The organism is Streptosporangium sp. NPDC048886 (assembly GCF_055586905.1).
The window spans coordinates 129,685-155,052 of the sequence record NZ_JBVJHH010000002.1; the positions used below are offsets into that span (position 1 = coordinate 129,685).

General features: G+C 69.3%; 18 protein-coding genes and 1 pseudogene. 11 read left to right on the top strand and 8 right to left on the bottom strand.

Going from position 1 to position 25,368, the window contains the following annotated elements; translation table 11 throughout:
* Positions 1-90 precede the first annotated feature (90 nt).
* From ACZ6R6_RS02875 to ACZ6R6_RS02905, 7 genes are read left to right on the top strand one after another with little or no spacing between them, the layout of a single operon-like run.
* Positions 91-504, top strand: a complete 414-nt coding sequence (locus tag ACZ6R6_RS02875) for a hypothetical protein (protein WP_470089667.1) — start codon at positions 91-93, stop codon at positions 502-504.
* A 22-nt stretch (positions 505-526) separates the two neighbouring features.
* The gene (locus ACZ6R6_RS02880) at positions 527-1,438 is read left to right on the top strand and encodes a TOMM precursor leader peptide-binding protein (RefSeq protein WP_470089669.1); all 912 of its coding nucleotides are present in this window, start codon (positions 527-529) and stop codon (positions 1,436-1,438) included.
* A 22-nt stretch (positions 1,439-1,460) separates the two neighbouring features.
* Positions 1,461-2,729: a YcaO-like family protein gene (locus tag ACZ6R6_RS02885; protein ID WP_470089670.1), complete on the top strand. Its 1,269-nt coding sequence runs from the start codon at positions 1,461-1,463 to the stop codon at positions 2,727-2,729.
* Between the two features lie 32 nt (positions 2,730-2,761).
* Complete coding sequence (locus tag ACZ6R6_RS02890; RefSeq protein ID WP_470089671.1) at positions 2,762-3,556, top strand: SagB/ThcOx family dehydrogenase; 795 nt, start codon at positions 2,762-2,764, stop codon at positions 3,554-3,556.
* Positions 3,553-4,929: a JmjC domain-containing protein gene (locus ACZ6R6_RS02895; protein ID WP_470089673.1), complete on the top strand. Its 1,377-nt coding sequence runs from the start codon at positions 3,553-3,555 to the stop codon at positions 4,927-4,929. The genes ACZ6R6_RS02890 and ACZ6R6_RS02895 overlap by 4 nt, the downstream gene beginning before the upstream one ends.
* The gene (locus ACZ6R6_RS02900) at positions 4,929-5,693 is read left to right on the top strand and encodes an SDR family NAD(P)-dependent oxidoreductase (RefSeq protein WP_470089674.1); all 765 of its coding nucleotides are present in this window, start codon (positions 4,929-4,931) and stop codon (positions 5,691-5,693) included. Before ACZ6R6_RS02895 ends, ACZ6R6_RS02900 begins: the two co-directional genes overlap by 1 nt.
* 5 nt (positions 5,694-5,698) lie before the next feature.
* Positions 5,699-6,877 (top strand): cytochrome P450, encoded by a 1,179-nt coding sequence (locus ACZ6R6_RS02905; protein WP_470089676.1) that lies wholly within the window; start codon positions 5,699-5,701, stop codon positions 6,875-6,877.
* On the opposite strand, the gene ACZ6R6_RS02910 is transcribed toward ACZ6R6_RS02905, so the two are convergent.
* Entirely contained in the window at positions 6,847-8,100 is a 1,254-nt protein-coding gene (locus tag ACZ6R6_RS02910; protein WP_470089678.1) for a flavin monoamine oxidase family protein, read from the bottom strand. The two genes, ACZ6R6_RS02905 and ACZ6R6_RS02910, sit on opposite strands and share 31 nt — an antisense overlap.
* Before the next feature lie 31 nt (positions 8,101-8,131).
* On the opposite strand from ACZ6R6_RS02910, the gene ACZ6R6_RS02915 reads away from it, so the two are divergent.
* Positions 8,132-9,121 (top strand): hypothetical protein, encoded by a 990-nt coding sequence (locus tag ACZ6R6_RS02915; RefSeq protein ID WP_470089679.1) that lies wholly within the window; start codon positions 8,132-8,134, stop codon positions 9,119-9,121.
* 117 nt (positions 9,122-9,238) lie between these two features.
* Here ACZ6R6_RS02915 and ACZ6R6_RS02920 read toward each other — a convergent pair whose 3' ends face one another.
* From ACZ6R6_RS02920 to ACZ6R6_RS02930, 3 genes are all read right to left on the bottom strand, one after another.
* Positions 9,239-9,850: a TetR/AcrR family transcriptional regulator gene (locus ACZ6R6_RS02920; RefSeq protein ID WP_470089681.1), complete on the bottom strand. Its 612-nt coding sequence runs from the start codon at positions 9,848-9,850 to the stop codon at positions 9,239-9,241.
* 316 nt (positions 9,851-10,166) lie between these two features.
* Positions 10,167-10,409: a hypothetical protein gene (locus ACZ6R6_RS02925; protein WP_470089682.1), complete on the bottom strand. Its 243-nt coding sequence runs from the start codon at positions 10,407-10,409 to the stop codon at positions 10,167-10,169.
* Positions 10,402-10,794 (bottom strand): DUF1622 domain-containing protein, encoded by a 393-nt coding sequence (locus ACZ6R6_RS02930; RefSeq protein WP_470089684.1) that lies wholly within the window; start codon positions 10,792-10,794, stop codon positions 10,402-10,404. The genes ACZ6R6_RS02925 and ACZ6R6_RS02930 overlap by 8 nt, the downstream gene beginning before the upstream one ends.
* Before the next feature lie 193 nt (positions 10,795-10,987).
* Between ACZ6R6_RS02930 and ACZ6R6_RS02935 the strand changes: the two are divergent.
* Positions 10,988-11,789, top strand: a pseudogene (locus ACZ6R6_RS02935) (IS5 family transposase).
* A 32-nt stretch (positions 11,790-11,821) separates the two neighbouring features.
* Here the strand turns inward: ACZ6R6_RS02935 and ACZ6R6_RS02940 are convergent.
* Both ACZ6R6_RS02940 and ACZ6R6_RS02945 read right to left on the bottom strand, forming a co-directional pair.
* The gene (locus tag ACZ6R6_RS02940) at positions 11,822-13,651 is read right to left on the bottom strand and encodes a serine/threonine-protein kinase (RefSeq protein WP_470089685.1); all 1,830 of its coding nucleotides are present in this window, start codon (positions 13,649-13,651) and stop codon (positions 11,822-11,824) included.
* 222 nt (positions 13,652-13,873) lie between these two features.
* On the bottom strand, positions 13,874-14,140 hold the full coding sequence (locus ACZ6R6_RS02945) for a hypothetical protein (RefSeq protein ID WP_470089687.1): 267 nt from the start codon (positions 14,138-14,140) through the stop codon (positions 13,874-13,876).
* A 37-nt stretch (positions 14,141-14,177) separates the two neighbouring features.
* Here ACZ6R6_RS02945 and ACZ6R6_RS02950 point away from each other — a divergent pair, with 37 nt between their 5' ends.
* Positions 14,178-14,342, top strand: a complete 165-nt coding sequence (locus ACZ6R6_RS02950; RefSeq protein WP_470089688.1) for a hypothetical protein — start codon at positions 14,178-14,180, stop codon at positions 14,340-14,342.
* Between the two features lie 783 nt (positions 14,343-15,125).
* Complete coding sequence (locus ACZ6R6_RS02955) at positions 15,126-15,383, top strand: hypothetical protein (protein WP_470089690.1); 258 nt, start codon at positions 15,126-15,128, stop codon at positions 15,381-15,383.
* 53 nt (positions 15,384-15,436) lie between these two features.
* Here the strand turns inward: ACZ6R6_RS02955 and ACZ6R6_RS02960 are convergent, their stop codons facing one another.
* Positions 15,437-15,733 (bottom strand): hypothetical protein, encoded by a 297-nt coding sequence (locus tag ACZ6R6_RS02960; RefSeq protein WP_470089692.1) that lies wholly within the window; start codon positions 15,731-15,733, stop codon positions 15,437-15,439.
* Positions 15,734-16,581: 848 nt separating this feature from the next.
* Positions 16,582-24,951: a DNRLRE domain-containing protein gene (locus ACZ6R6_RS02965; RefSeq protein WP_470089694.1), complete on the bottom strand. Its 8,370-nt coding sequence runs from the start codon at positions 24,949-24,951 to the stop codon at positions 16,582-16,584.
* Between the last annotated feature and the right edge of the window lie 417 nt (positions 24,952-25,368).

The window sequence follows — 25,368 nt, forward strand, 5'->3', positions numbered from 1 at the left end:
TCAATTTTACGGATGATTACCGGCCATTGCTTGTCATGCTTCAAAAGCTTATGGTACAGGCACGGCGCCCAATCGAAAGAGGCGATCAGAATGACCGAGAACAATCCGTTCAAAGACCTCTCCGGAGTCCCTGAAAGGTCACCGGACGACCTCCAGCGCGCGGAGAACCTCAAGAAGAAGGAGCAGCTGCGGACCGTCGGCGACCTGGGTCTGGCCAACCCCGGCGACCTGGAGCGGCTGCCCCAGATCCGCGACCTGACGGTCAACGACCTCAACGACCTCGCCGCCGAGTTCAGCGGCATCCCCACCGGCAACCGCCGCGTCACGTCGCTGACCCTCGACGACCTGCAGGACCTGGAGGGCGTGTTCTTCGACTTCAAGCGGTCCGTCGGCGGCGAGCTCATCCGGAACGGAGGCGCGGTGAGCAGCGTCGACGTCTCGTGCTGCTGCTGCACCCCCTGCTGCTGCTGCGCGGCGGCCGACATGGCCCACACGGCCTCCTAGCACCTTGGCGACCCAGGAGCCGTTGAGCGCGCGCGAACTCCAGGTGGCCCACCTGGGCCCGGACGAGGCCGTCGCCAAACGTGGGCTGACGGAGGTGCGGCTGGCCGCCCCCGGCATAGGCGCCCTGCTCAGCCAGGTCGTCGCCCTCGCGGACGGATCACGTTCGCTGGACGGGCTCGTCGACGCCTTCCCGCCGCAGGAGCGGGAGGACGCCCGGCAGGTGGCCGTCACCCTGCAGTCACGGGGCCTGCTCCGCGAGGACGCGGGAGACGACCCCTCGGCCCGGTTCTGGGCGAGTGTGGCGCGGCTGTCCCCCGACGGACCGGGCCGGATCGCCAAGTCGGCGGTGCTCGTGACCGGCACCGGCCGGGTCGCCGACACCCTCGGCCGCTCCCTGGCGGCGTGCGGTGTGGGCCGGGTCGAGACGCGGCCCACACCGGCGGCCGGCGAGGACGGCTGGGATCTCTGGTGCGCCGCGGCCGACGGCCCGGCGGACCCCGCCCTCGCCGAGGTGGCGCGGCGCGCGCTGGACGCGCGCGCCGTCCTGCTGCCCGTCTGGATCGACGACCTCGTCATCCGGGTCGGCCCGCTCACCCATCCCTTCGACACCGCGTGCCTGCGCTGCTATCTCCTGCGGGCCGACTCCGACGACGTGTGGCGCGAGGCCCACGCGCTGCTGCGCGCCCAGCCCTCGCCCGGCGCCGGGTTCCTCCCCTCGATACCCGCGGTGGCCGGGGAGATCGCGGCCACCGAGGCCGTCAAGCACCTCGCCGGGCTGCCCGTGACCACGTGCGGCCGCGTCATCGAGGTCAGCCTGGTGCCGTTCCACTCGGCCGTCCGCCGGGTGCTGCGCGTCCCTCGCTGCCCCGACTGCAGCGGGACCGCCCGGCAGGGCGCACCCGTGATCACTCACGGTTCCCAGCTGGCGGAGTGAACCCGCCCGATAGGAGAGGTGGATGGACCTGCTCGACGCATGGACCGATCTCGTGGACCCCCGCACGGGCATCGTCCGTGAGATCACCGAGCTCCGGATCGACGACGACGAGCCCCGCTTCGTCCACTACCTGTCCGAAGCCTGTTCCGCGGAGGCCCTGGGCTTCCTGAAGAACTTCGGCAACAACGGCGGGGCGGCGACGGATCGGCGCAGGGCGCTGGCCAAGGCGGTCGGCGAGGCGGTCGAGCGCTACTGCTCGGCCTGCTTCTCCTACGACGACCTCCTGATCACCTCCTACGCCGAGCTCGACCGGCCCGCCACCCCGCCGGACTCCTACGCCCTCTACCGCCCGGAGCAGCACGGCGCGCCGGGCTTCCCCTGGAAGCCGTTCACCTCCGGCACCCGGGTGGCCTGGACGCCGGGGCGCTCCCTGGTCACCGGGGAGGAGGTCCTCGTCCCCGCGGCCTTCGTCTACGTCCCCTACCACTACCGGGCCGACGCGGCGATCGCCCAGCCCATCTCCACGGGGCTGGCCTGCGGCTCCTCTCCGGAGGAGGCCACCCTGTCGGCCCTGTGCGAGGTCGTCGAGCGCGACGCGTTCACGCTCATGTGGCAGGGACGGCTGAGCCGCCCCCGGATCAGGCACGACAGCCTGCCCGACTCCCTCACCGACCTCGTGCGGCGCTTCCAGGCCGTCGGGCTGGCGGTGCACATCGTCGACATCGGCACCGACATCGGCTGCCCGTCCGTCATGACGGTCGCCGAGGGCTTCACCCGCACCTCGCCCGCGCTCGCCTTCGCCGCCGCCTCCCACCCGGACGCCGAGGTCGCCTGCCGTAAGAGCCTGGAGGAGCTGGCGCACACGCGGAAGTTCTCCGTCCAGGTGATGAACTACCTGCCGCCGCTCCCCGTCGAGGTGGCGGCCGGTCATCCCGCGGTCGACGGGCAGCGGGCCCATCTGCGCTACTACTGCCCGCAGGAGTCGAAGGAGTACGCCCGCTTCGCCTGGAGCTCCCCCGAGGAGGTCGATCTCGACCTCTCCCCCGGCCGCGACCGCTCCCTCGGCGCGCTCGTCGCGGCCGTGGCGGCGGCCGGCGAGGACGTGATCGCGTGCGACCTCACGACGCCCGACCTCGCGGAGCTGGGGCTGTCGGTCGTGCGGGTGGTCGTCGCGGGCCTGCATCCGCTGCACATGGGGCACTCCAACCGGGCGACCGGCGGCCGGCGGCTGGCGGCGCTCCCCGGCTGGTCCCCCGGCGACGACAACCCCCATCCCCACCCGTTTCCCTGACGAGGGAAATCCCCCGACGAGGAAGGGCAGCCATGCATCCGGTCGACGCGTTCCTGCTGGAGGACAGCGAGGATGCCGTCTGGGAGAGCTACCACGAGAATTCCAAGACGACCCGGGCCACACCGCACCTCTACTTCGACCGGCATCCCTCCGACGGCACGGTCGTCGCGATGATGAACCGGCTGCGCGAGGCCAAGCCGTACCACGACCGTCCCCGGATCGCCCTGCCGTACGACCTCCCGCCGTCCGGCATCGGCCTCGACGAGGCGCTGACCGGCCGCGAGTCGGCCCGGGGGTTCGGTCCCGGGCCGGTCGGGCTGCCGGACGTGGCGAAGATCCTGCGCTGCGCCTACGGCGTGACGCGGCCCAACGCGGACGGCCGGTATCCACGTCCCTTCCGCGCCGCCCCGTCCGGCGGCGCCCTCTACCCCCTGGAGCTCTATCTCTGGGCCCGCGAGGTGTCGGGCCTGGTGCCCGGCCTCTACCACTACGACCCGGCGGCGCACGAGCTCCACGAGCTGGGCGAGTTCGAGGCCGGCGGCTGCTTCGTCCAGTCCGACCTCGTCGCCGCGGCGCCGGCCGTGGTGCTGGTGTCGGCGGTGTTCTACCGCTCCGCCTTCAAATACGGCGAGCGCGGCTACCGCTTCGTGCTCATCGAGGCCGGGCACGTCGTGCAGAACGCGGTGCTCGCCGCGTCCGGGCGCGGGCTGGCCGCGGTGCCCGTCGGCGGTTACTTCGACCGCGAGCTCGACGGCCGGCTCGGCTTCGACGGGCTGCACGAGTCGGTCGTCTACTGCCTTCTCCTCGGCCCGCGAGAACCGGAATGACCGGCCCGTGGCCGTTGCGCGTCACCGCTGACGGGCCGGCCCGGGAGGGCGCCTCCGCGCTGGCCTCGCTCGTGCACCCGCTCGACCCCGAGGTGTTCCGCACCGCCTACTGGCAGCGCAGGCCGCTGCACGTCCAGGGGCCCGCCGGCCGCTTCGACGACCTGTTCACCATGGCGGACCTGCGCGAGGCGATGGGCCGCCAGGACGAGCTGGGCCTGCTCATCCGCGTCAGCGGCGACCGGGAGGGCGACGGAGGGGCCGCCGGGGCGCACGTCGCGGTGGCGGCCGCCGACGTGGCCGGCCATCTCAGACGCGGCGCCTCGGTCTGCGTGGAGCCCGTCGAGCGGGCCGCCCCCCGCGTCGCCGACCTGGCCGCCCGGCTCAAGCGCGAGCTCGGCCACCACGGCGACATGGGTGTCAAGTGCTACCTCTCACCGCACGGCTACGGCTTCAACACCCACTTCGACGCCCATGTCGTGACGACGCTCCAGCTCGAGGGGCACAAGCGGTGGCGCCTGTCGCGGGCGCCGGGTGTCCCCTTCCCCCGCGGCAACGCCTTCGCCGACGAGAGCGGCGGCGTGCGCTACATCGGGCGCGCCCCCAGCTCGGTCCGTCCGTGGGAGCGCCCGGAGATCGAGGAGGAGGCGTTCGCCGAGGTCCTGCTCGGCCCGGGCGACGTCCTGTGCCTGCCCGCGGGGACCTGGCACAGCGCGAAGGCGGTGGGACACTCCCTCGCCGTCAACATCGCCTTCGCGCCCGTGGACGTCCTCGGGCTCCTCACCGACGCCGTCCGGGGCCGCCTGGAGGAGCGGGAGGCGTGGCGCTCGGGGCTGCCGGCGGCCGGTGGGGCGGCCGGCTTCCTGCTGGACCGGCGGGAGGAGCTGATCGACGAGCTCAGAGCGCTCCCGCTGGACGACCACCTGATCGCGACGGCGGCCTCCGCCGCCCCGGTCAGCGCCGCCGCCCGGATGGCCGCGCAGGCTCCGGCCGCCGGCGGTTCCGGCGAGCGCAGGCTGCAGTGCGTGCTGACCGTGGCCGACGCCGGGGCCGCGGCGGAGTGGTACGGCCGGGTGCTCGGCTGCCGGGTCCTGGCCGCGATCCCGGAGTTCGGCTGGATCGAGCTGACCTCCCCGGTGCCCGGGGTGAGCATCGGCCTGTCGGAGATCCCCACCGCCGGGGTCAGCGGCGGGGCGGTGCTGGACTTCCGGGTCGACGACCTGGAGCACACGCGCGGGCTGCTCGACCGTGACGGAAGGACCCCACCGGCCCGGATGCGCGCCGTCACGGGCGTCGCGCGCTTCCTGGAGGCCCACGACATCGACGGCAACCGGCTGATGTTCTACCAGCCGGACGACGACCAGGAGAGGAACTGATGGGCAGGCTGGACGACAGCGTCGTCATCGTCACCGGCGGGGCCAACGGCATAGGGCGGTGGTACTGCACCGCCCTCGTCCAGGAGGGCGCCCGGGTCGTCGTGTGCGACGTCGACGCCGAGGGAGCGGCCGGTTTCGCCGGCTGGCTCAACGAGCGGACCGGCTCGGAACGCGCGCACCCCCTCGGCGTCGACGTGACCTCACCGGAGCAGACCGCCGGCATGGCCGCCACCGTGCTGGCCCGTTTCGGGGCCGTCGACGTGCTGGTCAACAACGCCGGCAGCTACCCCCACGTGGCGTTCGAGGACATCGACCACGACGCCTGGCGGCGGGTGCTCACCCTGAACCTCGACAGCGTCTTCCTCTGCTGCCGGGCGGTGCTGCCGGTGATGCGGAAGCAGGGCCGCGGCGCGATCGTCAACGTGGCGACGAACCTCGTGTGGTCGGGACTGTCCAACATGGCCCACTACATCGCGGCCAAGTCCGGGGTGATCGGCCTGACCAAGGCGCTCGCCCGCGAATACGGCGAGCACGGGATCCGGGTGAACGCCCTGGCCCCCGGGGCCGTGGTCCCCGACCTCCCCGACCGGCCGCTCAGCCCCGCGGGCCGGGAGGCGGTGGACGAGATCCTGCAGTACCAGTCCGTGAAACGGCACCAGCACCCCCGCGACCTCGTCGGCACCATGCTGTTCCTCTGCTCTCCGGAGTCGGAGTTCATGAGCGGCCAGGTGCTCACGGTCGACGGCGGCCTGACCATGCACTGACGCCGATGACAGCGCCCGCCTACGACCCCCGCGACCCCGGGATCCTCGCCGACCCCTACCCCGCCTACCGTGCCCTGCGGGAGCACGACCCGGTGCATCCGGTGCCGGGGGCCCGGCTGTGGTTCCTCACCCGGCACCGAGACTGCCTCACCGTGCTGTGCGATCCCCGCTTCTCCGCACGGCAGGGGCAGCGGCTACGGCAGCGCCGCACGGCGCTGCCCACCTCCATGCTGAACACCGACCCGCCCGACCACACGAGGCTGCGGCGGGCCGCGGCGCCGGCGTTCCGGCCGGGGGCGCTGCGCGAGCACGAGCGCTGGCTCGCCCCGCTGGTCGGCGCCTGGGCGCTGCGGGTGCGCGAGGCGGCGCGCGCGGGCCGGGAGACCGACCTCGCCGCCGACTTCGCCCGCCCGCTGGCGGTCCGGGTGCTCGCCGGCTTCCTGGGCCTGCCGGAGGACGACCTCGCGGACTTCGGTGGCTGGGCCGACGCCGTCGCGGGCAACCTCGACCCCTTCGCCGATCCGGCGCGGGACGGGGAGGCCGCGATGTCGGCGATGTGCGACCGATTCGCCGACCACCTGTTCGCCCGGAGCGCCGCCCCTCGCCCGGACGCGTTCACCGTCCTCGCGCGGGGACACCTCGAAGGGCTGCTCGCCCCGGCGGAGGCGATGGCCACGGCGGGCCTCCTCGTCGTCGGCGGGGTGGAGCCGCTGGGCGACATGGTCACCAACGCCGTCGCCGCCATGCTGGCCGAGCCCGGGCGCTGGCGCGACCTGACGGACGCCGGTCGATCGCCGGCGCGACGGGCCACGGAAGAGCTGCTGAGAATCGACCCGCCCATCCAGTTCACCGCCCGCACCGCCGGGGAGGACGTCGTCGTCGGCGGCCGGTCGATCCGGCGGGGCGACGGCGTCGTGCCGCTGCTCGGGGCGGCCAACCGCGACGGTGCGAGATTCGCCGACCCCGACCGGCTCGACCTGGGCCGCCGCGTCAACCCGCACCTCTCCTTCGGGGCGGGTCCGCATTCCTGCCTCGGCGCGCCCCTCGTCAGGCTGTTCGCACGGCTGCTGATCACGGCGGTCCGTGGCTGCCCGGCCGAGCCGTGGCCGGGCGGCGCGGGCCCGGCCCGCCGTACGGGCGCGGTCCCCCGCGGCTACGCTTCGCTGCCGCTGCGCTGGTCATGAGGCCCGCCGGACAGGCCGAGCGCCACCTCGCCCGCCGCTCTCTCCCCGCTGGCCAGCGCCCCCTGGACGAGACCGCGCAGGTCAGGCCGGGCCGAGGCCTCCCCGGCGAAGAAGACGGTCCGGCCGAGCCGCTCGGCCCACACGGCCGAGGCGGCCCCGGCGCCGGCCACCGGCACGCTGTAGGCGCCGCGCGACCACCGATCGCGCCCCCAGTCCGTGACGAGCACGTCGTCCACCTCCCCCAGGCGGGGGCCGAGCGACCTGAGGAGGTCGGCCTCCCAGCCCGGCCGCCGGGCCAGCCGCGCCGAGGGTCCCTTGACGTGGCCGGCCGTGACGCGCGAACCGGCCCGGCTGGTCCAGAGCCCGCCGGGTGGGTCGGCCAGCAGGAGCCACGCGGAGCGGGGCGCCGGCCGGGCGGTGACCAGGACGACCGCGACGGCGTCGCAGGAGGCGAGAACGGCGGCGGCGTCGGCCTTGCGCCGGGGCAGCGGCGGATCGAAGGCGAGGTCCCCGCCGGCGACCACCGGCGGGGGCGGGGTGAGCACGGCCGCACGCGCGCGGACCACCGCGGAGGCGGTCGCGGCCTCCACCCCGCCCGGGCCCCAGCGCAACCGCTCGACCGGGGAGTCCGTGCGGATCTCCAGCCCCTCGGCCAGCGCGTGGACCACCCGGTCGAACCCCCCGGCGACCATTCGCTCACCGCCCCGCCCGCGGCCGTGGTAGGTCGCCGCGGTCTCCGCCAGGTCGAGCAGCGCCGGGTCCTCCCCCACCACCTGCTCCATCCAGCAGCGCGCCAGCGCGCGGGCGGGCGGGGCGAGGCCGGACAGCCCCCGGCCCACCGTGCCGGACAGCGGCCGCGAGGCGTACAGCCCCGCCTCCACCGCCCACGGCAGCGGCCGGATCCGGGCGGCGAGCGCGGCGGCCCCGCGGTGCACGCCCCCGGCCACGACCACGAGCTCGGTGCCCGTCTCCATGGGCGCGGTGCCGATCCGCGCCTCGCGGAGGAGATCGTCGAAGTCGTCGCAGCCGGCCGGGTGCACGACCTGGGCTCCCAGCTCGACCGCCTCCGCCGGGTCCGGCCGGAAGGTGCGGACCCGGCCGCCGATCGCGTGCCGGGCCTCCAGCACCACGACGTCGAAGCCCCGCGCGGACAGCCGGCGGGCACAGGCCAGTCCGGCGACCCCGGCCCCGACGATCACGACGTCGGCTGTCTCGGCTGTCACAAGCGCTCCCCCCTGCCCCGAGGAGACAACCGTGGCCTCCATGGACCTCACCGCGACGGCGCGGCTGGCCGCCGCGTTCGGCGACCTCGCCGTACGGCTCGGCGTCCGCGACGATGCCGGCGCCACCGCCGCCGAGCTGCTCCGGATCACCGGGGAGCCGCGCCGGCACTCCATTCTCACCGGCTCCGCCGTACCGGTTGAGGTTTCCCTGAAACTCGGCGAGCAGGGCGCCCCCACCCTGCGCTGCGTCATCGACATGGTCGAGCATCGCGCCGAGGATTGGGAGCATTCGCTGACACATGCCCGTTCCGTCACCGGATGCTCCACCGAGGAGCAGACCGCCTGCCTGCTGGAGCTGTTCCGGACCCACCTGGCCGGCGCCCCGGCGGACCTGCCGGCCCCGCTGATGCTCGGCCTGGGCTACGGCACCGGGGGCCGCAGGCGCGGAACGGTCTACTTCAGGACCGGCTGGCTCGGCCCGGACGAGCTCGCCGCCAGGTTCCCGCTGCCGATGAAGTCCCTCAGGCAGGCCGAGCACCTGCACGGCTGCCGGCTCCCCGGAGCCGTCGAGGTGATGGGCTACGACCTGGCGGGCGGTGAGCTCACGGCCTGGAAGACCTACAAGTGGCTCCCCGCGGACCCGGACCGCGCCTTCGGCGACCGCGCCGGGACGCATCCGGACCTGCTGCCCGCCAGGCGGCTGCACGACCTGTTCGTCACCGCGTCACGGCCGAGACCCGCCGACCGGTCGATGTTCCTGCAGCTCTCGCACGACGGGACCGGGACCCGGCAGAAGGTCTTCTTCTTCTGCGCGGCCTGGGGCTGGGACGGCCCGGAAGGAATGGCGGAGCTGCTCGGCTCCCTGCAGCGGGCCTTCGGCCACGACCTCGGTCCGCTGCTGCGCCTGCGCGAGGCGATGGCGGCCCGCGGGGCCAGGGTTCGGCTGGGTCTGATCGCGGTCGGCGGGGACCCGCTGCGTCCCTCCCTCACGTTCTACTTCTGGCCGACCGGGGAGGAGTAGGCCGGACGGCGGGACCGGCGCGACGGCCGGCCGTCAGTCCGCCGCTCCACCCCGCGCGCCGGCCGGCCACCGGGCGGAGGCTCCACCCCGCGCGCCGGCCGGGCCGGGGCCGGCGGCTCAGGCTTCCCGGGCCGCCGGGGCCGTGCCCATGTCGTCGCCGACGATCCGCAGCGCGTCGACCAGGTCACGGCCTGACGGGGCCTGCTCCGGGTCGACCAGCCACTGCACCAGCACCCCGCTCAGCATCGCCTGGTAGAGCGAGCCGACGATCCGCGCGTCCTTGTCGCCGCCCGCCTCCCCCGCCGGGGCGCCGACGTTGCGGAACATCTCGGCCAGTCCGAGGCGGGCGGCGTTCATCGAGGCGACGAGCTGCTCGCGGATCTCCGGCAGGCGGTCGATCTGGGCGATGAGCTCGAACTGGGTGACCCAGACCGGACGGTGGGTGGCGAAGGAGGCGATCACCCGATCCCAGGTGGCCGCGAAGCGCTCGGCGGGCGTGGCACCGGGGTCGGCGTCAGCGGTCAGAGCCCGTTCGATCTCGTCGCCCCACTCTTGCATCGCCTGGAAGAGCGCCGTGTTCATCAGCGCCTCCTTGGACCTGAAGTGGTAGCCGATGGCCGCCAGGCTGACGCCGGAGGCCGCCGCGATGTCGCGTGCGGTCGTGCGTGTGTAGCCCTTCTCGTACAGGCAGCGCTTGGCTCCGGCCAGCAGATCCTCACGGTTTCCCATGCCCGTGAGCCTATCCAAGCCCGAGACGATCGTCTTGGGCGCTTGTGTCAGACAGAGCCGCCGGACGGCCGCGTGGGGTGCCCGCGTGGGGTGAGGGCCGGGGCCGCGCCACCGGACGGCGCGGCGGGGCCGTGTCACCGGGGCCGGGCCGCCGCCCTACCCGGCGGAGGAGCCGGCGGGCGGGGAGTCACCGTACGGGCGTCACCGGGCGGAGAGCGGAGAGCGACGGATCGAAGGGCGGATCGGCGGGCGGAGGGATGGCGGGCGGAAGGGTGGCCGGCGGAAGGGTGGCCGGCGGAAGGGTGGCGGGCGGACCCTATCGGGCGGAGAGGGAGAACCCGGCGACGACGACCTTGCGGATCGCGATCGTGAGCGCCGCCACGGCGATGGCCGTCCACGTCTGTGCGGAGGAGAGGCGGAGCAGCCCCGCCGCGACGAGGAAGTCCAGCAGCACCGCCATCGCGCCCCGGGGGCCGCCGCCGGACAGCAGGGCGGCGACCGCCGCGACCAGGCCCATGGCGGCGACCAGGGTGGCGGCCGCACGGACGAACTCAGCCACCTCCGGCACCGGGGACCGGACGCGGGCGGGCCTCGCCCACCGCGCGTCCCTCCCGCTCGATCTCCCTGCTCAGGAAGAAGTTCAGCGCGGTCCTGATGGCCGCGATCGCCGCCAGCTGCCCGATCTGCGCGAAGCTCGGCGAGATGGCCGTGCGCAGGATGTCGCCGGCGAGCTGGAACTCCAGACCGAGCGCGAGGAACCGCCCCAGGAACAGCCGCACGGCGATGAACCCGTCATCGTCGTGCCGCCGTACGGCGACCAGGAGGAAGCGCACGAAGGCCACGGCCGCACCGGCGAAGATGACGATCGCGCCGGCCGCCTCGACGAGACGGACGAGCAGGTCGACGACCTCCCGGAGCGTCTCCTCGGGCAGAAGGTCAAGCATGTGCTGCTGGTACCCGGTGATCGCGGGCCTAAGCCGGACCGCCGACGGGACCGCCGGCTCACGGCCTGGCATCGCGGCACGTCCTGACGCTGGGCGAGGACGGCGCCCGCCGCGCGGTGGCCGCCGAGGCCCGCGAAGCCTCCGCCGCCCTTTTAGACCGTGACTCATCTGGAGATTGATCGTTAGTCCGTTCGTGGATGCGTTCCTTCGACGGCTTGTGCCTGATGAGTTGTGGGAGTTGTTCCAGCGGGTGGTTCCGCCGGCGCCGACGCGGCCGCAGGGTGGCGGGCGGCGGCGGGTCGGCGATCGGACGATCCTGGCGGCGATCGGTTACGTTGCCACCACCGGGTGTGCGTGGCGTCAGTTGCCGCCGGTCTTCGGCGCCTCCTGGCAGACGGTGCACCGCCGCTTCACCGAGTGGAGTGCTGCGCGGGTGTGGGCCAAGCTGTACCGGATCCTGCTGGATGAGCTCGGCGCCCGCGGTGAGCTGGACTGGTCGCGGTGCGCGATCGACCCGGTCGGCGTGCGGGCCGCCAAAGGGGGAACCTGACGGGCCCGAATCGGCTTGATCGCGGTAAGAAAGGGTCGAAGGTCCATCTCATCACCGAGCGGACCGGTCTACCCCTCACCGTCGCGATCAGCACCGCCGACGTCCACGACAGCCTGGCGCTGGAACCGCTGGTGCGCAGCCTCCCGCCGATCCGTTCCCGCCGCGGTCCCCGACGCCGGCGACCGGGCAGGATCCACGGAGACAAGGGCTACGACTATCCCCACCTGCGGACCTTCCTGCGCGGCCGGGGCATCGTCGCCCGCGTCGCCCGCCGAGGGATCGAATCCAGCCAGCGCCTTGGACGCCACCGCCGGGTGGTGGAGCGCACCGTCTCCCGGCCGGCTGCCGCCGCTTACACCGGCGCTACGAGCGCCGGGCCGACCACTTCGCATCCTTCGTCACCATCGCCGCCGCCCTCATTTGCTACCGCCGACCCACCAAATGAGTCACCGTCTTAGAGCGCGTCCGCCTGATCGGTCATTCGCTGAGCTTCTCGCGCGTGGCCAGATCCCACACTCGCACCGTCGTGTCGTAACCGCTGGAGACGGCGACGGGACGGCCGTCCAGCTGCCCCACCGCCACCGAGGCGACCCCACCGACATGGCCGGCGGAAAGCTCACCGACCTGCCGGCCTTCGGCGAGATCCCATACACGCACCGTGTCGTCGGGGCTGCCGGAGACAGCGACGGGACGGCCGTCGAGCTGCGTCACCGCCACCGAGGCGACCTTGTCGGTGTGGCCGGTGAGCGGTCCGCCGATCTGCTCGCGGGTGGTGAGGTCCCACACCCGCACGGTCCTGTCCCAGCCGCCGGAGACGGCGATGGGCCGGGCGTTCAGTTGTCCCACCGCCACCGAGGTGACCCCCTCGGTATGGCCGGTGAGCGGTCCGCCGATCTGCTTGCGCGTGGTGAGGTCCCACACCCGCACCGTGTCGTCGTCACTGCCGGAGACGGCGACGGGACGGCCGTCGAGCTGCGTCACCGCCACCGAGGCGACCGGGCCGGAGTGGCCGGTCAATGCCATGCCGGAGCGGCCGGTCACCGCCGTACCGGAGGGAGCGAAGGCGATCGACCGCACACCGAACCCGACAGCGGCGATCACCGCAGCGACTACCAGCACGCGGTACAGGATCCGGCGGCGTGGCGGCGCGGCAGATTCCGGTGGTGCCGCAGCCGCCGCATTCGATCCCCAGTAGGGCGTTGTCGCCTCGGGGCCGGGGTCAGGGCCGGTCGTGGAGGCGGCACCGTCCGGCGGCGTGCCCTCCTTCGGCGTGAGTCGCGAACGCGACGGAGCCGACGGCGGATCCGCGCTGGGTGCGTCTACCCGGGGAGCGTCCAGCGCGTGCTCGTGAGGTGCCTTCCCCCCGGCTGTGACGTCGTTGGCGACCGGAGCCGTGTCACGCGTGCCGTCTGCGCCCGGTGGCATGCCATCCGGTTCCCGCGCAGGTCGGCCTGCTTTCGACGGATCGGAACGCTCACCGCCGGGCGGATGGGAAGCGGGCGCGCGGCCGGTCAGCACGGCCAGCACGTCACCGGCCGCGGGCCGTACATCGGGGTCTTTGGCCAGGCAGGCCGCCAGCAGCGACCGCAGGTGGTCCGGCACGCCGTGCAGATCCGGCTCACGGCCCAGGATGGCGCCCATCACCTCCGCGGGATGCCGCCCGGCGAAGGCCGGATGCCCGGTCGCGCCGTAGACCATGGTGGCGGCCCAGGAGAACAGGTCGGAGGCCGGGCTGGCCGGCTGCCCGGCGAACTGCTCGGGCGCCATGTAGCCGGGCGTGCCCACGAGCGCCGAGTGCGTGGTGGCGGTGCCGTCCAGGATGCGGGCGATGCCGAAGTCGATGACCACCAGCCCTTCCGGCCCCATGATGACGTTGCCCGGCTTGAAGTCGCGGTGAACGATGCCGACCCGGTGGATGGCCTCCAGCGCCGTCGCGGTGGCGATCGCCAGCCGTTCCAGCCCGCCGCCGGTCCGGGGCCCGCCGGCGGCCACCAACTCGTGCAGGGACGGGCCGGGAACGTATTCGCTGACCAGATAGGGCCGCTCGCCGTCGATGCCCGCGTCCAGGACCTGGGCGGTGCAGAACGCCGCCACCCGGCGGGCGGACCGAGCCTCCCGCCGAAACCGTTCACGGATCGCGGCATCGGCGGCCACCCGGGCGTGCAGCACCTTGACCGCCACGTTGCTCCCGGAGGAGTCCTGTCCGAGGTAGACCCTGCCCTGGCCGCCCTCGCCCAGCACGCCGGTCAGCCGATAGCCGCCGATCCGCTCGGGGTCGCCCGCATCCAGCCGACCGAGATCGGGCACCGTACGCCTCTTTCTTCCGCAGCTGGTCATACCAGTACTTGATCGGAAAAATCCCGATGATGACCTTAGCCGAGGCGAGAACTGCGGGACGGGCCTAACCCCGGCACGTCCTCCCGGCCGATGGCGCGGCTGAAGTCGCGGACGCGGATGGTCTCGTTGTCCCGGTGCCAGACGAGCGTGAGGGCGGAGTCGGGCAGGCCGGCGACCGGGACGAAGACGACGTCACGGCGGCCGTGGTAGCGCGGCCGGCTCGCAGAACAGCATCGTGCCCCGGTTGGCGGCGATCATCGTCAGGCCCTCCTGCGGGGTGCCGACCACCGGTCCGCGCGAGATGAGTCGTCCGCCGGGGGTGGTGAGGGGCGCCCCGGATTCCCGCCAGTAGCGCGGCGTGGGTTCGGCGACGCCGATGAGCCGGCAGCCGGCGAGATCCTCGGCCGAGATCGCCTCCCGGCCCGCGAACGGGTGATCCGCATCTTGGCCCCCACTCACCCGCCCCCTTCTCGGCGAGCTATGTTCTCGGCGAGCCATGACCAACGCCGAGCTGGAGCAATTAATAAAAGCGATGGAGATTCTTTCTCCAGAGATAGAAGAGCGCATCAGAGGTGACGCCACAACCGTCGTCGTCACGGACATCTCATCCATGGAAAGCAACTTCCAAATCGAAGGAATCCGCATGACCATGCATAAATGACTGGTGGATGAATTCAGCCTGAGCCATCCAGAGCCTTGGGCCCTGTACGACAAGAACGAGAATCGCTACAAATTCTTTTGGCCCGACCGGGATGTGCGCGAATAAATCGCCCGGTCGACAAGAGGAGCATGCCTATCAGAACGACGAAGGGCCGGAGCCGCATCGCGATGGGCATGGAGGCTCATCTCTGTTCCTTATTCCGCTGCTCGTCAGCCATCACCGACAGAGAGGCCCGCCCGGCCTTGCCACTGAGTTTGAAAGGCTGGCGCTACAGCGGCCGGGATGGCCTGTGGCGATCGGCCACCCCGGAGGTATGAGGTATGCCGAGGGCGGCGGGCTGACCACCGTGGAACCTGCCCAGCGCGAGCGGCTGCGCTTCGAGGCCGCGGAACTGTTCGCGCAGGGAGTATCTATGCCGGAGGTGACGCGGCAGTTTCGGGTGACGCGGATGTCGCCGACCGCTGGTATCCCACCGGGCAGGCCGGGGGGATTGAGGCGCCGGCGCCCAAGGGGCCGGGCGGGGAGAATGATCAAGAATTCATTCACGCCATTGCGCAGTTGGCGAAAAATCCGGGAACGCAGATAATAAAAGGTACGTTCAGAGGGCAGTCCGCAATCCACTACGCAGTAGAAGATGCGGGTCTTCATGCATCATTCTCCGCCGCCGGCCCGAATGTCGGAGAGCATCTCGGCAGGTGGAGACCCGGAGAGGATCAGCTAACTCACCTGCTGCGGAACGGGAAGCTTCAGCACCAAATCACCAGCATCCGGCGAGAGATTTCCATGAAGATTGAATTAACAGACGATCAGGCGCTCGTCCTGTCCGACTGGATGAACCGCGTGATGCATCGAGAAGACTTCTCAACGCTTGTCGATGACCGCGCCGTCTGGTCTGCTCTGTTCAGGATCAACGGAGCACTGGAAACGCAATTGTCGTCGATCTTCGATTCCTCCTACACCGAACAGTTGGACGCGGCACGCCATCGACTGATCGGCGAGCTTGGGGAATTTGGCGAACGATTCATCACGGAGGCCCCATGAATGGTGATTCGCAACGAGTCTGCGATCCGTGGCGCCAGGATGAAAAGGCTTGATCATCCGTTCAGTTCGGATTTTGCGACGGAAATTGCCCAACCAATAAGTTGGTCATCCAACCGCCGCCCCAGGGTATCGGCACGATATTCGCCGTCAGGATCCTTGCGTACATGCATCATCTCTCCCCTGCCCCCGAGAGTTAGGTCCCAAAACTCCACCACCCACTCCTCGCTCCCCTCCTGTCCATCGCTCAGCACGACAGCCTCAATCAAAGAGTCGTCGTAGTTGCATAATCCCATTAATCTGTCAATTTTCCTTGTGTAAAAATAATTACGAGTTTTGGCATGACGGCCCACCGGGGCAATTGGCGGGCCGTCATACGGCTGGACGCCTAAACCCTAATCCCTGAACGAGCGTAGTTCTCAGTTTCCGCTGCCGCCAGTTTGTCTAAATTGAACTCCACCTCATGGAACATGGTATTCGATGATGTTGTCTCCAGCTCTGTTCGCGTACCTTTGAACTGCCACTCTTGGATCTTTCGGAATCCTTTTGACCATATCCTGTCCGAGATCGCTCCAAGTCTATGGGTTTTGCTTACCCTCCGGTTTTGGCCAATGGGTGACGGCATTAGGACACGACAGCCGCCTCCTGCTCACCCTGCTTTACCTATGAAAACCGGCTAGGTCTGATCAGATCTTCAAGATTCTGGGGCCCCGTCCCCCCATGCCCACGAACAAATTCCCCATATATCAGGTTCCTGAAATCGCTTTGTGCTTTCGTCGACTCCAATAACGGTGGCCACAATATATCCAGTGTAGCCAGATCCGCGTATTATGAGAAATTCATCGAGGTTAACGTCGACACCAAGTTCTTTGGATGGGAGATTGGATATCTGTGCAGGATGTGGATTTTCGATAATAACGCCCTGCATGACTACCGGAAGGTTTATCGCGCGCACCTCATTAAATGCGATATCTATGCGTGTAGTACCTGATGTTTCTCTGCCGCTACGCAGTAGAAGTTTTGAGTGACTCGGCAGATATGTCCACCAACGAAAGAGTCTATCGGGGTAGTTAACAACAGGATTCATTTCCCTCTCCGGCTTCTATGGGATCCAGCATAGCATTTCTCGGCGGTTGGCGTTAAATCTTGTTTCGAAGCTCAACGCCAACCGCCGAGCGTGTGGCACTCAAGGAGTGTTAGCCTAGTTGAATGGATTCTTGATCTTCTTGCCGTTCATTAGGAAGGTAACGGAACCCAGTCGCCCGTATTTGTTGAGAGTGAAGAGCTCCCAGTTGGTGACGTTTCCGTATCTTGGTCCCCACTCGCCCGCCCCCTTCATCGCTTCCTCGATAGCCTGCTTTGCTGTCCACCCCTTGGGTACAAATCCATCTAGAGTAAAGGTGAACTTAGCTCCGCTCTTGACGGAGTTCTCGAATACTTGCTCGAATTCAGCAGGGGTTACATCCATGAAATGCTTGAGCCCTTGAGCCTTGGCCATCTCCTTTAGGCCACCTGTAGCTGCATTATTTAGGCCAAGCAGATAGTGCTCGACTGCATTGGTTGCAATGCGCTTGACGGTTCCCTTCGTGAGAGACCCAATCGCCCCTTTCGAAAGGTGGCCTCCTCCATCACCGACTGGTGAGTACCCGTTGGCTACGAGCGCATTCGTGTGATCGGCGACTAACGTCACGAACCACCCGCCGCATACACGCTCCCCGATTTGCCGGCAAGCGTTGATGGCCGCGTTCAGTTCTTCCTGAACCTGCTCCATGCCGGTGGGGTTTCTGGCTCCGATGATGTCGGCGTAGTACTTATTGAAGCTGCTTCTGAAGCCGCCGAGGTCAACTCCATCGGGAACCGTAACGGTGCCGGTCTTGCCGGCGCCGCGATCGCCTACTTTTGTGTATGTCCCTCCATATCCACTCTTGTCGTAGGCGGAAAGCCCGGCTTCCTTGCGGGCGATGGCGTTGTTCTTCTCGACGCAGTCGTTGGAGTTGTTGGGTGAGCACCCATACGGGTCGTGGCCGTCGTTTTCGATGCCGGTGATGGGGTTGCCGCCGGTGAAGGCGTAGCGGTTGGAGGTCCAGGGGTCGGTGCCGAGGCTCAGGTCGGCCAGGGCGCCGTTGTAGGAGTCGAGGGTGAGGAAGCGGTTGAGGCCCGGGTTGTAGTCGCGGAACCCCATGTCGTACATGCCGGTGGAGTTGTCCCAGCGCTTGGCGTTGAAGCGGTAGGGGTTGTACTCCTCCTTGGCGGTGGGATCGACAGGGTCGGGCTTGTCGACGCCGGTGAAGAGTTTGTCGTCGTTGCCGCCGTAGGCGGTGTAGCCGTAGGTTGCGCGGGCGTCGCCGGTCTCGCTGGTGATGGTCTCGACGTCGGTGTGGGCGTTGTAGCCGTAGTAGGAGGACTCCTCGCCGCCGTCGGTCTTGACCTTCACCTGTGACAGCCGCTCACCCCAGGGGCTGTACTGGAAGGACTTGGTGAGTTTGCCGGCGACCTCCTCGTCCAGCACCTCGCCGGACAGGCCGAGGTAGGAGTAGGCGGTGGTCTTCGCGCTCGCGGTGCCGGTCTTCTCGGTCTTGGAGGTGGTGCGGTCCAGCGGGTCGTAGGTGTAGGTGGTGACGGTGCTGCCGGCGCCGCCGAGCTTTTCGTGCCGGGTGACGTGGTCGAAGCCGTCGTAGGTGTACTTCTCCTGGGTCTTGCCGCCGCCGGTGATGGTGCGCAGCCGGCCGTAGGGGTCGTAGGTGTAGGTGGAGGTCGCCCCGGCGGTGGTGGAGGTCATCAGCCGGTTGCGGTCGAAGGTGAAGGTGGTCTGCTTGCCCTGGACCGTCTGGTCGTAGACATTGCTGTTGGCGTCGTGCAGGTAGGTGTCGGTCTCCGCGGCGCCACCGCCGATAGGGGTCTTGACGGACTTGGCGATCCGGTCGCGCGGGTCGTAGGTGTAGGCGTAGTCGTGTTCGAGGTAGGCGCCGGGGTTGTCGGCGTTCTGGATCTTGGCCAGGTCGCGGCTGCGGTGCAGGTTGCCCTGGTAGCCGATGGTGTGCTCGGAGACCACCGTGCCGTTGGGCTTCTTCTCGATCGAGTGGCGCAGCAGGCTGTCGAGGAAGTAGTCGTAGTCGACGGTGTTGCCGTTGGCCTTGGTCTCCTTCAGCCGTTCGGCCTTGGGCGTGTAGGTGTAGGAGGTGACCTTCGGACCGGTGTCGGTGGCCGACTTGGCGTTGGTGACCTTCTCGACGAGGTCGCGGACGTCGTAGCGGTAGGTGGCCAGTGTCTTGTCGTGGGTGCGCTCGGTGACGGCGCTGTTCTCGTTGTAGGTGTAGCCGGTGGTGTTCTTCACCACGCTGTCGAGCTTCTCGACGATCTGCTCGACCTGGTTGAGGCCGGTGTAGCCGATGTCCCAGGTATCGATCTTCGCGGTGGGCGAGTAGTCGCGGAGCTTCGTCAGGTTGGCGTTGGGGTCGTAGAAGTACTCGAAGTCCTTCTTCTCGGTGTCGGTGGTGCCGGTGGTGTCGCGCACCAGCTTGACCGCGTCGGCGGCGACGGTGCCGTTGGCCTCGTCGGTCAGCGTGACGGAGTGGGCGTTGCCTTCGGTGAAGGCGAACTCGCCCAGGCTGACCCACTCACCCGCCTTGGCGGTCTGGTCGATGGTGGCGGTCGTCTCGCCGCCGTCGTACTTGACGGTGTATTTCGCGTTGGTCGCGGTCGCCCCGGTGGGGTACTTGACGTGAACCTTGTATTTGCCCGCCGACGGGGTGGTGAGGTTCCAGGTGAAGGCCGAGGAGCCGGTGCCGGCGGGGGCGGTGGCGTAGTCGTAGCCGGTGAAGCCGGTGCCGACGGTGGCCGTGGCGGCGAGCCCGCTCCCCCCACTGCTGCCGACGACGGTCCAGGAGCCGGTGGCGGTGACCTGGCCGGTGTCGGAGTTGTCGCCGAGCACCACGTCCAGGCCGAGCGGCACGCCGTCGTCGGAGTGGGTGTGGAGCTTGCCGTCGGGGAAGTAGGTCCACTTCAGGGCCCGCTGGGAGGAGCCGCCCGCGGAGGTGACGGTGCGGTTGGTCTGCAGACCCAGCTTGTTGTAGTCGTAGGTGGTCTTGATGTCCCACGGGTCGGTGGTGGTCCTGGACCAGCCGTTGTCCCAGTAGGTCATCGTGGTGATGTTGCGGATGGTCTGCCCGTGCGAGGGCGGCGCGGAGATCTCCTTGAGCTGCGAGACGGCGTCGTAGGCGTACTTGACGCTGTCGGGGGTGTTGTACTTCGGGTCGTCCTTGTCGAAGGGGTAGATCTCCTCGGCCGGACGGTTGAGCTTGTCGTACTTGGTCTCGGCGATGAAGTCGGCCGCATCGTCGGTGGTCTCCACGCCGCGCGGGGTGACGACCTTGGTGCGATTGCCGACCTGGTCGTAGACGAACTGGGTGACGGTGTACTTGACCACTCCGTCGGTGGCCGAGTGCGGGACCTTGGTCTCCACGGCCGCGCCGCGCTTGTCCAGCGTGATGAGGGTCGTGTTGCCCTCTTGATCGGTGGCGGCCTCGACCAGCCCGTCCAGGTCGTAGTCGGTCACCGTCTGGTGGCCGGCGGCGTCCTTCACGTGGGTGACCCGGTGGTTGCGGTCGTAGGTGGAGATGGTGGTGTAGTCGGCGGTGTCGGTGGTGGCGTTCTTACGCGGGTCGACCACCTTGGTGACGTTGCCGACGTTGTCGTAGGTGTAGGTGATCTTTTGCTGGGCGGCGTTGAGCACGTCGGTCAGCTGGTAGATCGGGTCGTACACATACGTGGTGGTGAAATCACCGGCCTCGGCGGTGAGGTTGCCCTTGGGCTCGGTCTGCGTCTTCAGGTTGCCGGCCAGGTCGTAGGTGAAGGACGCCTTGCGCTCCGGACCGGTGTCGGTGTCCTTGGGCAGCAGCGACTCCAGCAGCTGGTCGGCCTTGTCGTAGAGCGCCGTCGACACCGCTCCGTTGGGCGCGGTCGCCTTGGTGATGTTGTCGTTGGGGTCGTAGACGGGGGCGGGGGTGACGATGAACTCGCCCGCGTCCTGGTCCTTGGGGACCTTGCTCTCCAGCGGCCGGGTGAAGATGTCGTAGGTCTGGGTGGTCTTCTTGCCCAGCGCGTCGGTCACCGACAACACGTTGCCGCGCACGTCATACGAGGTCATCGTGACGTTGTCGTACGCGTCGGTGATCTTCTCCGGGTAGCCGGTCGGGTGGTAGTCGCCGTAGGCGGCCGGGTTGCCGTTGGCGTCGGTCATCTTGATGAGCTGGCCGGAGCCGTCGTAGTCGTAGGACGTCGTGTAGTCGCCCACTGTGGGGGAGGCGACGCCCAGCGGGTCGGTGACGGTCTTGAGGTTGCCCTTGGCGTCATAGCCGAAGGCCCACTTGCGGCCCTCGGGCGAGGTCTTCTCGGTCAGGTCGGCGACGTAGCCGTTCAGGAAGGTCTGGTAACCCAGCACTGTGGGAGCGGTGCCGTTGTGGTTGGCCTCGGCGTCCTTCAGCTCCAGCGGGTAGCCGGTCTTCTGGTCGAAGACCCAGGTGGCGAACGCGCCGTTGGCCTCGGTCAGCTTGGTGACGTTGTGGTCGGGGTCCCAGGTCAGCGCCGTGGTCTCGTTCTTGGCGTTGGTGATCGACTCGGGCCGGCCGTAGGCGTCCAGCACGTATTTGGTGGCGTGCTGCAGCGGGTCGGTGACCGTGGCGTGGATGACGCCGCCCTGTGGGCCGTCCGGGTCGACGTAGTCGAACCGCGTCACCCCGTTCAGCCGGTCGGTGAACGTTTCGATCTTCCACTTGTCCTTGGGGTCGACCGGCGCCTCGTAGTACTTCAGCGCGGTGGTGTTGCCCCGCGGGTCCTTGACCGCGACCAACTTGACGTTCTTGTTGCCCTGGGTGGCGTCGTAGGTGAAGCGGAAGGTCTTGGCCTCGGGGTCACCGGCGCCGTCGACCATCTTGGCCATCAGGCCCTTGTCGCTGTAGGTGAAGGTGACCTTCCGCCCGGCGACGTCGGTGATGGACTCGACGTTGTCGATGATGTGCGGGTTGGTCAGCTTGGTGTCGGCGACCTCGGTGCCGGCGTCGTTGACGTAGGTGTAGTCCTGGCCCTTCTTGAAATAGTCCAGGGTCAGGGTGCGCCGCCCGGCGGCGTCGGTGATGTGCTGCAGGAACTTGGTCGGCTTGTTGTTGGACCTGCGCCGCTCGTAGGCGAACGACATGGTGTTGCCGTTCTTGTCGACGATCGCCGACTGGAAGCCCTCCTCGTCGTAGAAGAACTGGGTGCGGTCGGGCTTGGTGAACACCCAGGTGCGCTGCGCGGCCAGCTCCCGATCCGCGAAGGAGGCGGGGTCGACCTTCTGCAGATACAGGTGGATCCCGCGCGGATGGGTGTAGTCGCAGGTGGCGTAGGTGCAGTCACGCACGTCGGCGCCGTGGGTGTCCAGCGTCCACACGTGCGTGGTGCCGTCGCCGTCGGTCAACCGCACCTGGGAGGGCCAGTTCTGGCCGGGCGGGTGGAAGTAGACCTGCGAGCCGAGCCGCTGCAACGTCGAGGTCTGCAACGACCACCCGTAGCCCATCGCCGAGGCGCTGGTGTCGAGGCTGTTGTAGGTCATCCGCACGAAGGTGGAGACACCGCGCGAGGGGTTGGAGAAGGCGTTGTAGTTCCACACCACGTTGCCCGCGTACGGGTTGACCAACGCGGTGGACCCGGCGCCGGTGTTCTTACCGGTGTAGGCGTAGAACTTCTCCGCCCCCAGCAGGTCAGAGGTCGGCGAGTCCACGCGGATCTGCTGCGGCAGCTGCGGCAACTGGTGGGAGGCGGACTTCCAGTTGTTGGTGACGGTGTCCTGGACGTCCCACACCAGGTCCACGGCTTCGGCCTTGTTGCCACCTTCGCCGGTGACGGCCGGGGCCTTGACGGTGGCGTAGACCACGGTGGACTTCCCCGGTGCCAGGTCGACCGGCAGCTGGGTTCTGACCTGGTTGGCGGGAGCGGAGATCTCGGTGCCGTCGGGCAGCTTCCAGTGATAGGACAGCGCGGTCGAGGCGGCCGGCCAGGTCTGGGCGGTGGTGTTGGTGAGGGCGACGGTGACCTGGCGGGTGGCGCCGGTGTCCAGCCGCTCGGGAGTGCCGGGGGCGTAGAAGGTGGCCGAGCCGTCGGTCTTTTCGGCGTAGGTCACCCGCAGCCGGGGCCGCAGCAGCGGCTCGTCGGTCTCGGAGGCCAGGAACTGCACTGATTGCCTGGCGGTGCCGGCCTCGCCTGCGACCTTGACCAGCAGGCCGTGGTCGGCGGTCAGGTCGGTGATCCAGGCCTTGGCGGCGTCGGTGACGTTCCACTGCTGCCAGCGAGGCTGCGCGGTGACGGCCGAGGCGCCGCTGAGCGCGGTGGCGGTGAAATCACCGCCGGGTGCGGTCCAGGTGGTGGTGGCGTCGGCCTTGGTCCAGGTGGCGGCTCCGTCGAAGCCCTTGGTGAGCCGGTGGGCGTTGAAGGTGGCGCCCGAGCCGGTGGCGGTGGCCGCCCACAGCGACAGGGTGGCCTCGCTGATCTGGGCGTCGGCCGGGATCTGGGTGGCGAAGCCGTCGAAGTCCACCACTGCGCGGGTGTTGCCCAGCGTGGTGGCGGTGTTGCCGACCTGCAGCCGCTTCTGGCCGTCGACGGTGTCGTGGCCGGCGGATGGCTCGCCGGAGGCCAACGTGGTGTCGGCGCCGGCGACGATCACCTTGGTCACCTGACCCGGCCGGGGGAGGATGACCCGCATCTCCTGGGACGCCGAGGCCTTGCCGTTCTTCAGCACCGCCTCCACCCAGTAGGTGGCCTCGTGGGTGTAGGCCGGATCGGCGGCCGCCTCGGGGTCGGCGCCGCTGCTGGTGTCGGCATAAGCGGTCACGTCGGCCGGCAGCGTGGTCACCAGCTGCGGGTCCGTGCCGGCCGAGCCCTCACTGAGCTGGCAGCCCGACGGGCAGTACCGATACAGCCGATACTCGGCCAGATCATCGGCGGCGTCGTCCGGGGTGGGATCGGCGTACGGCGTCCACGACAGCGACGCGCCCACCGACGTGGCCACCGCCGGCTGCTTCAGCTGCACCGACGGGGTGCCGAAGGTGAGCGTCAGCCGGGGATGCGTGGCGTTCTCGCCCAGCATCGCGTCGCCGCCGTAGACGTCCTCGCTCGCCTCGTACACCGGACCACCGAGCTTCGCGGTGGAGGTCTCGTCGGCGGCCTTGAGCAGGAAGCCCCAGGCGGGGTCGGCGGTGGCGGCCCAGGCGTTGGCCACCGTGGTGACGTCGAAGGAGTGCCAGCGCGACAGTTCCCCGGCGTTCTTGGTCACCGTGGCCGCCACCGTGGGCGAGAAGGCCGGCTGGGTGTTCCAGGTAGCGGTGAAGGAGTCCCATTCGGAGGTGATCTCGTGGGCCTCCACCGTCACCGGCCCGGCCGTCCCCAGTGCCTGGTCGAAGTAGGTCTCCAGCTTCGCCTGGTCGATCCGGGCGCCCAGCGGCAGCACGTCCCAGCTGGGCCAGTTGAAGTACAGCAGCGCCCGGTTGACACCGGTGGCGGTCTTACCGGCCGGCAGCTTCCAGGAGGAGTCGAAGTTCGCCCGCGGCGAGGCCGAATCGACGTAGGTGTTGCTCGGGTTGTCGGCACCCAGGTTGATCGTCGGGTCGATCACCACCGGCCACTTGCGATCCGGCGCGGCCAGCCAGGCCGCGTCCGGCTTCAGCGTGATCGTCGTTTCGGCGCCCTGCTGAGCGACGGTCTGCGTCACCGCCGTGCTGTAACGCTTGCCGTACGGCGAGGCCACATCATCGGTGGCGTCGATCATGAAGGGTTTCGGGATGGTGAACGCAGTCCCCGAACCGTCGTCGGCGTCGAAGACGACCGACCCATCGGGATTCTGCCGCGCCGCGACCCCGCCGGTCTTGACGGTGAAGGCGAACTTCGCGTCGGCCGCCGGCGGCTTGGACAGCACGAGGTACTCCTTCACCCCTTCGGGGGTGACCTTGTAGACCACGTCCGCGCCGTCCCACACGCCCCGGTAGGTGACGGTGGAGCCCTTCACCTCCGGGATGATCTTCTTGGAGTCACCGGCCACGCCGAGCGTCAGCTGCCGTTCCCCGGCCTTGATCCTCGCGAGCTTGCCGGTGGCGTCACCGAACCGGGAGGAGAAACCGGCGGCGTCGTTGCCGTGCGTGAACCCGTCATCGGAGGTCGCGCCGATCGTCGTGTCGATCGGCTGCCACTTACCGCCGCCGTCCCGGTAGTGGCGCGGCACGGCCGACAGCTCCACCTGCCGCCGGCCGTCTTCGAGTTCGTACACCGTGCCGTTGGCGAAGCGCTTGCCGGTCAGCTCCTTGACCCGCTTGCCCGGCGGCCCCGGCTTACCCGGCGCGGTCGCGCCGGTCCGGCCGGGCAGCGCGGCCGCACCGGCGCCGGCACGCATCCGCCCGCGCGGGGTCTCGGCGAACAGGCCGCCGATCCCGGAGGCCAGCTGCGACAGCAGCTCCGGCCCGGCCGCGACGGCAGAGGTCTGTGCCAGCGCCGGGCCGGCCGGGGCCATCGACGCCAGCAGGGTGACGCCGATCGCGGTGGCGATCACACGCCGTCGCCGTAACCGTTTACGGCTCCGGTAGGACTCGGGCCCGGATATCCGGGGCTGGACGGAGGGATCGGGGGGTAACAGGCGCACGCAGGCAGGAGGCAGAGAAAGAGATAAAGCGCCCTGATCGTAAGAATCCGGTTGACCCGAGTAAATGATCACTGTAAGCAATGACATATGTCGGATGTAACATCCGGTGAAACTTCACCGATGTATTCGTCCCATCATCGACACACTGACCAGCGGCTCAGCCCTTGAGGTGCGCGAACATCGAGAAGCCCTGCGATGAAGAAAAGATGAGCCCGTGCGGTCCAGGCTCATGGAACGCACCAAGCATCCCGTGTGACGTTAATCACAATCGATGCGCGTTCCGACGGATGATCAATCGTCTCTCCCAGTCAATGGGGATCGAGCACC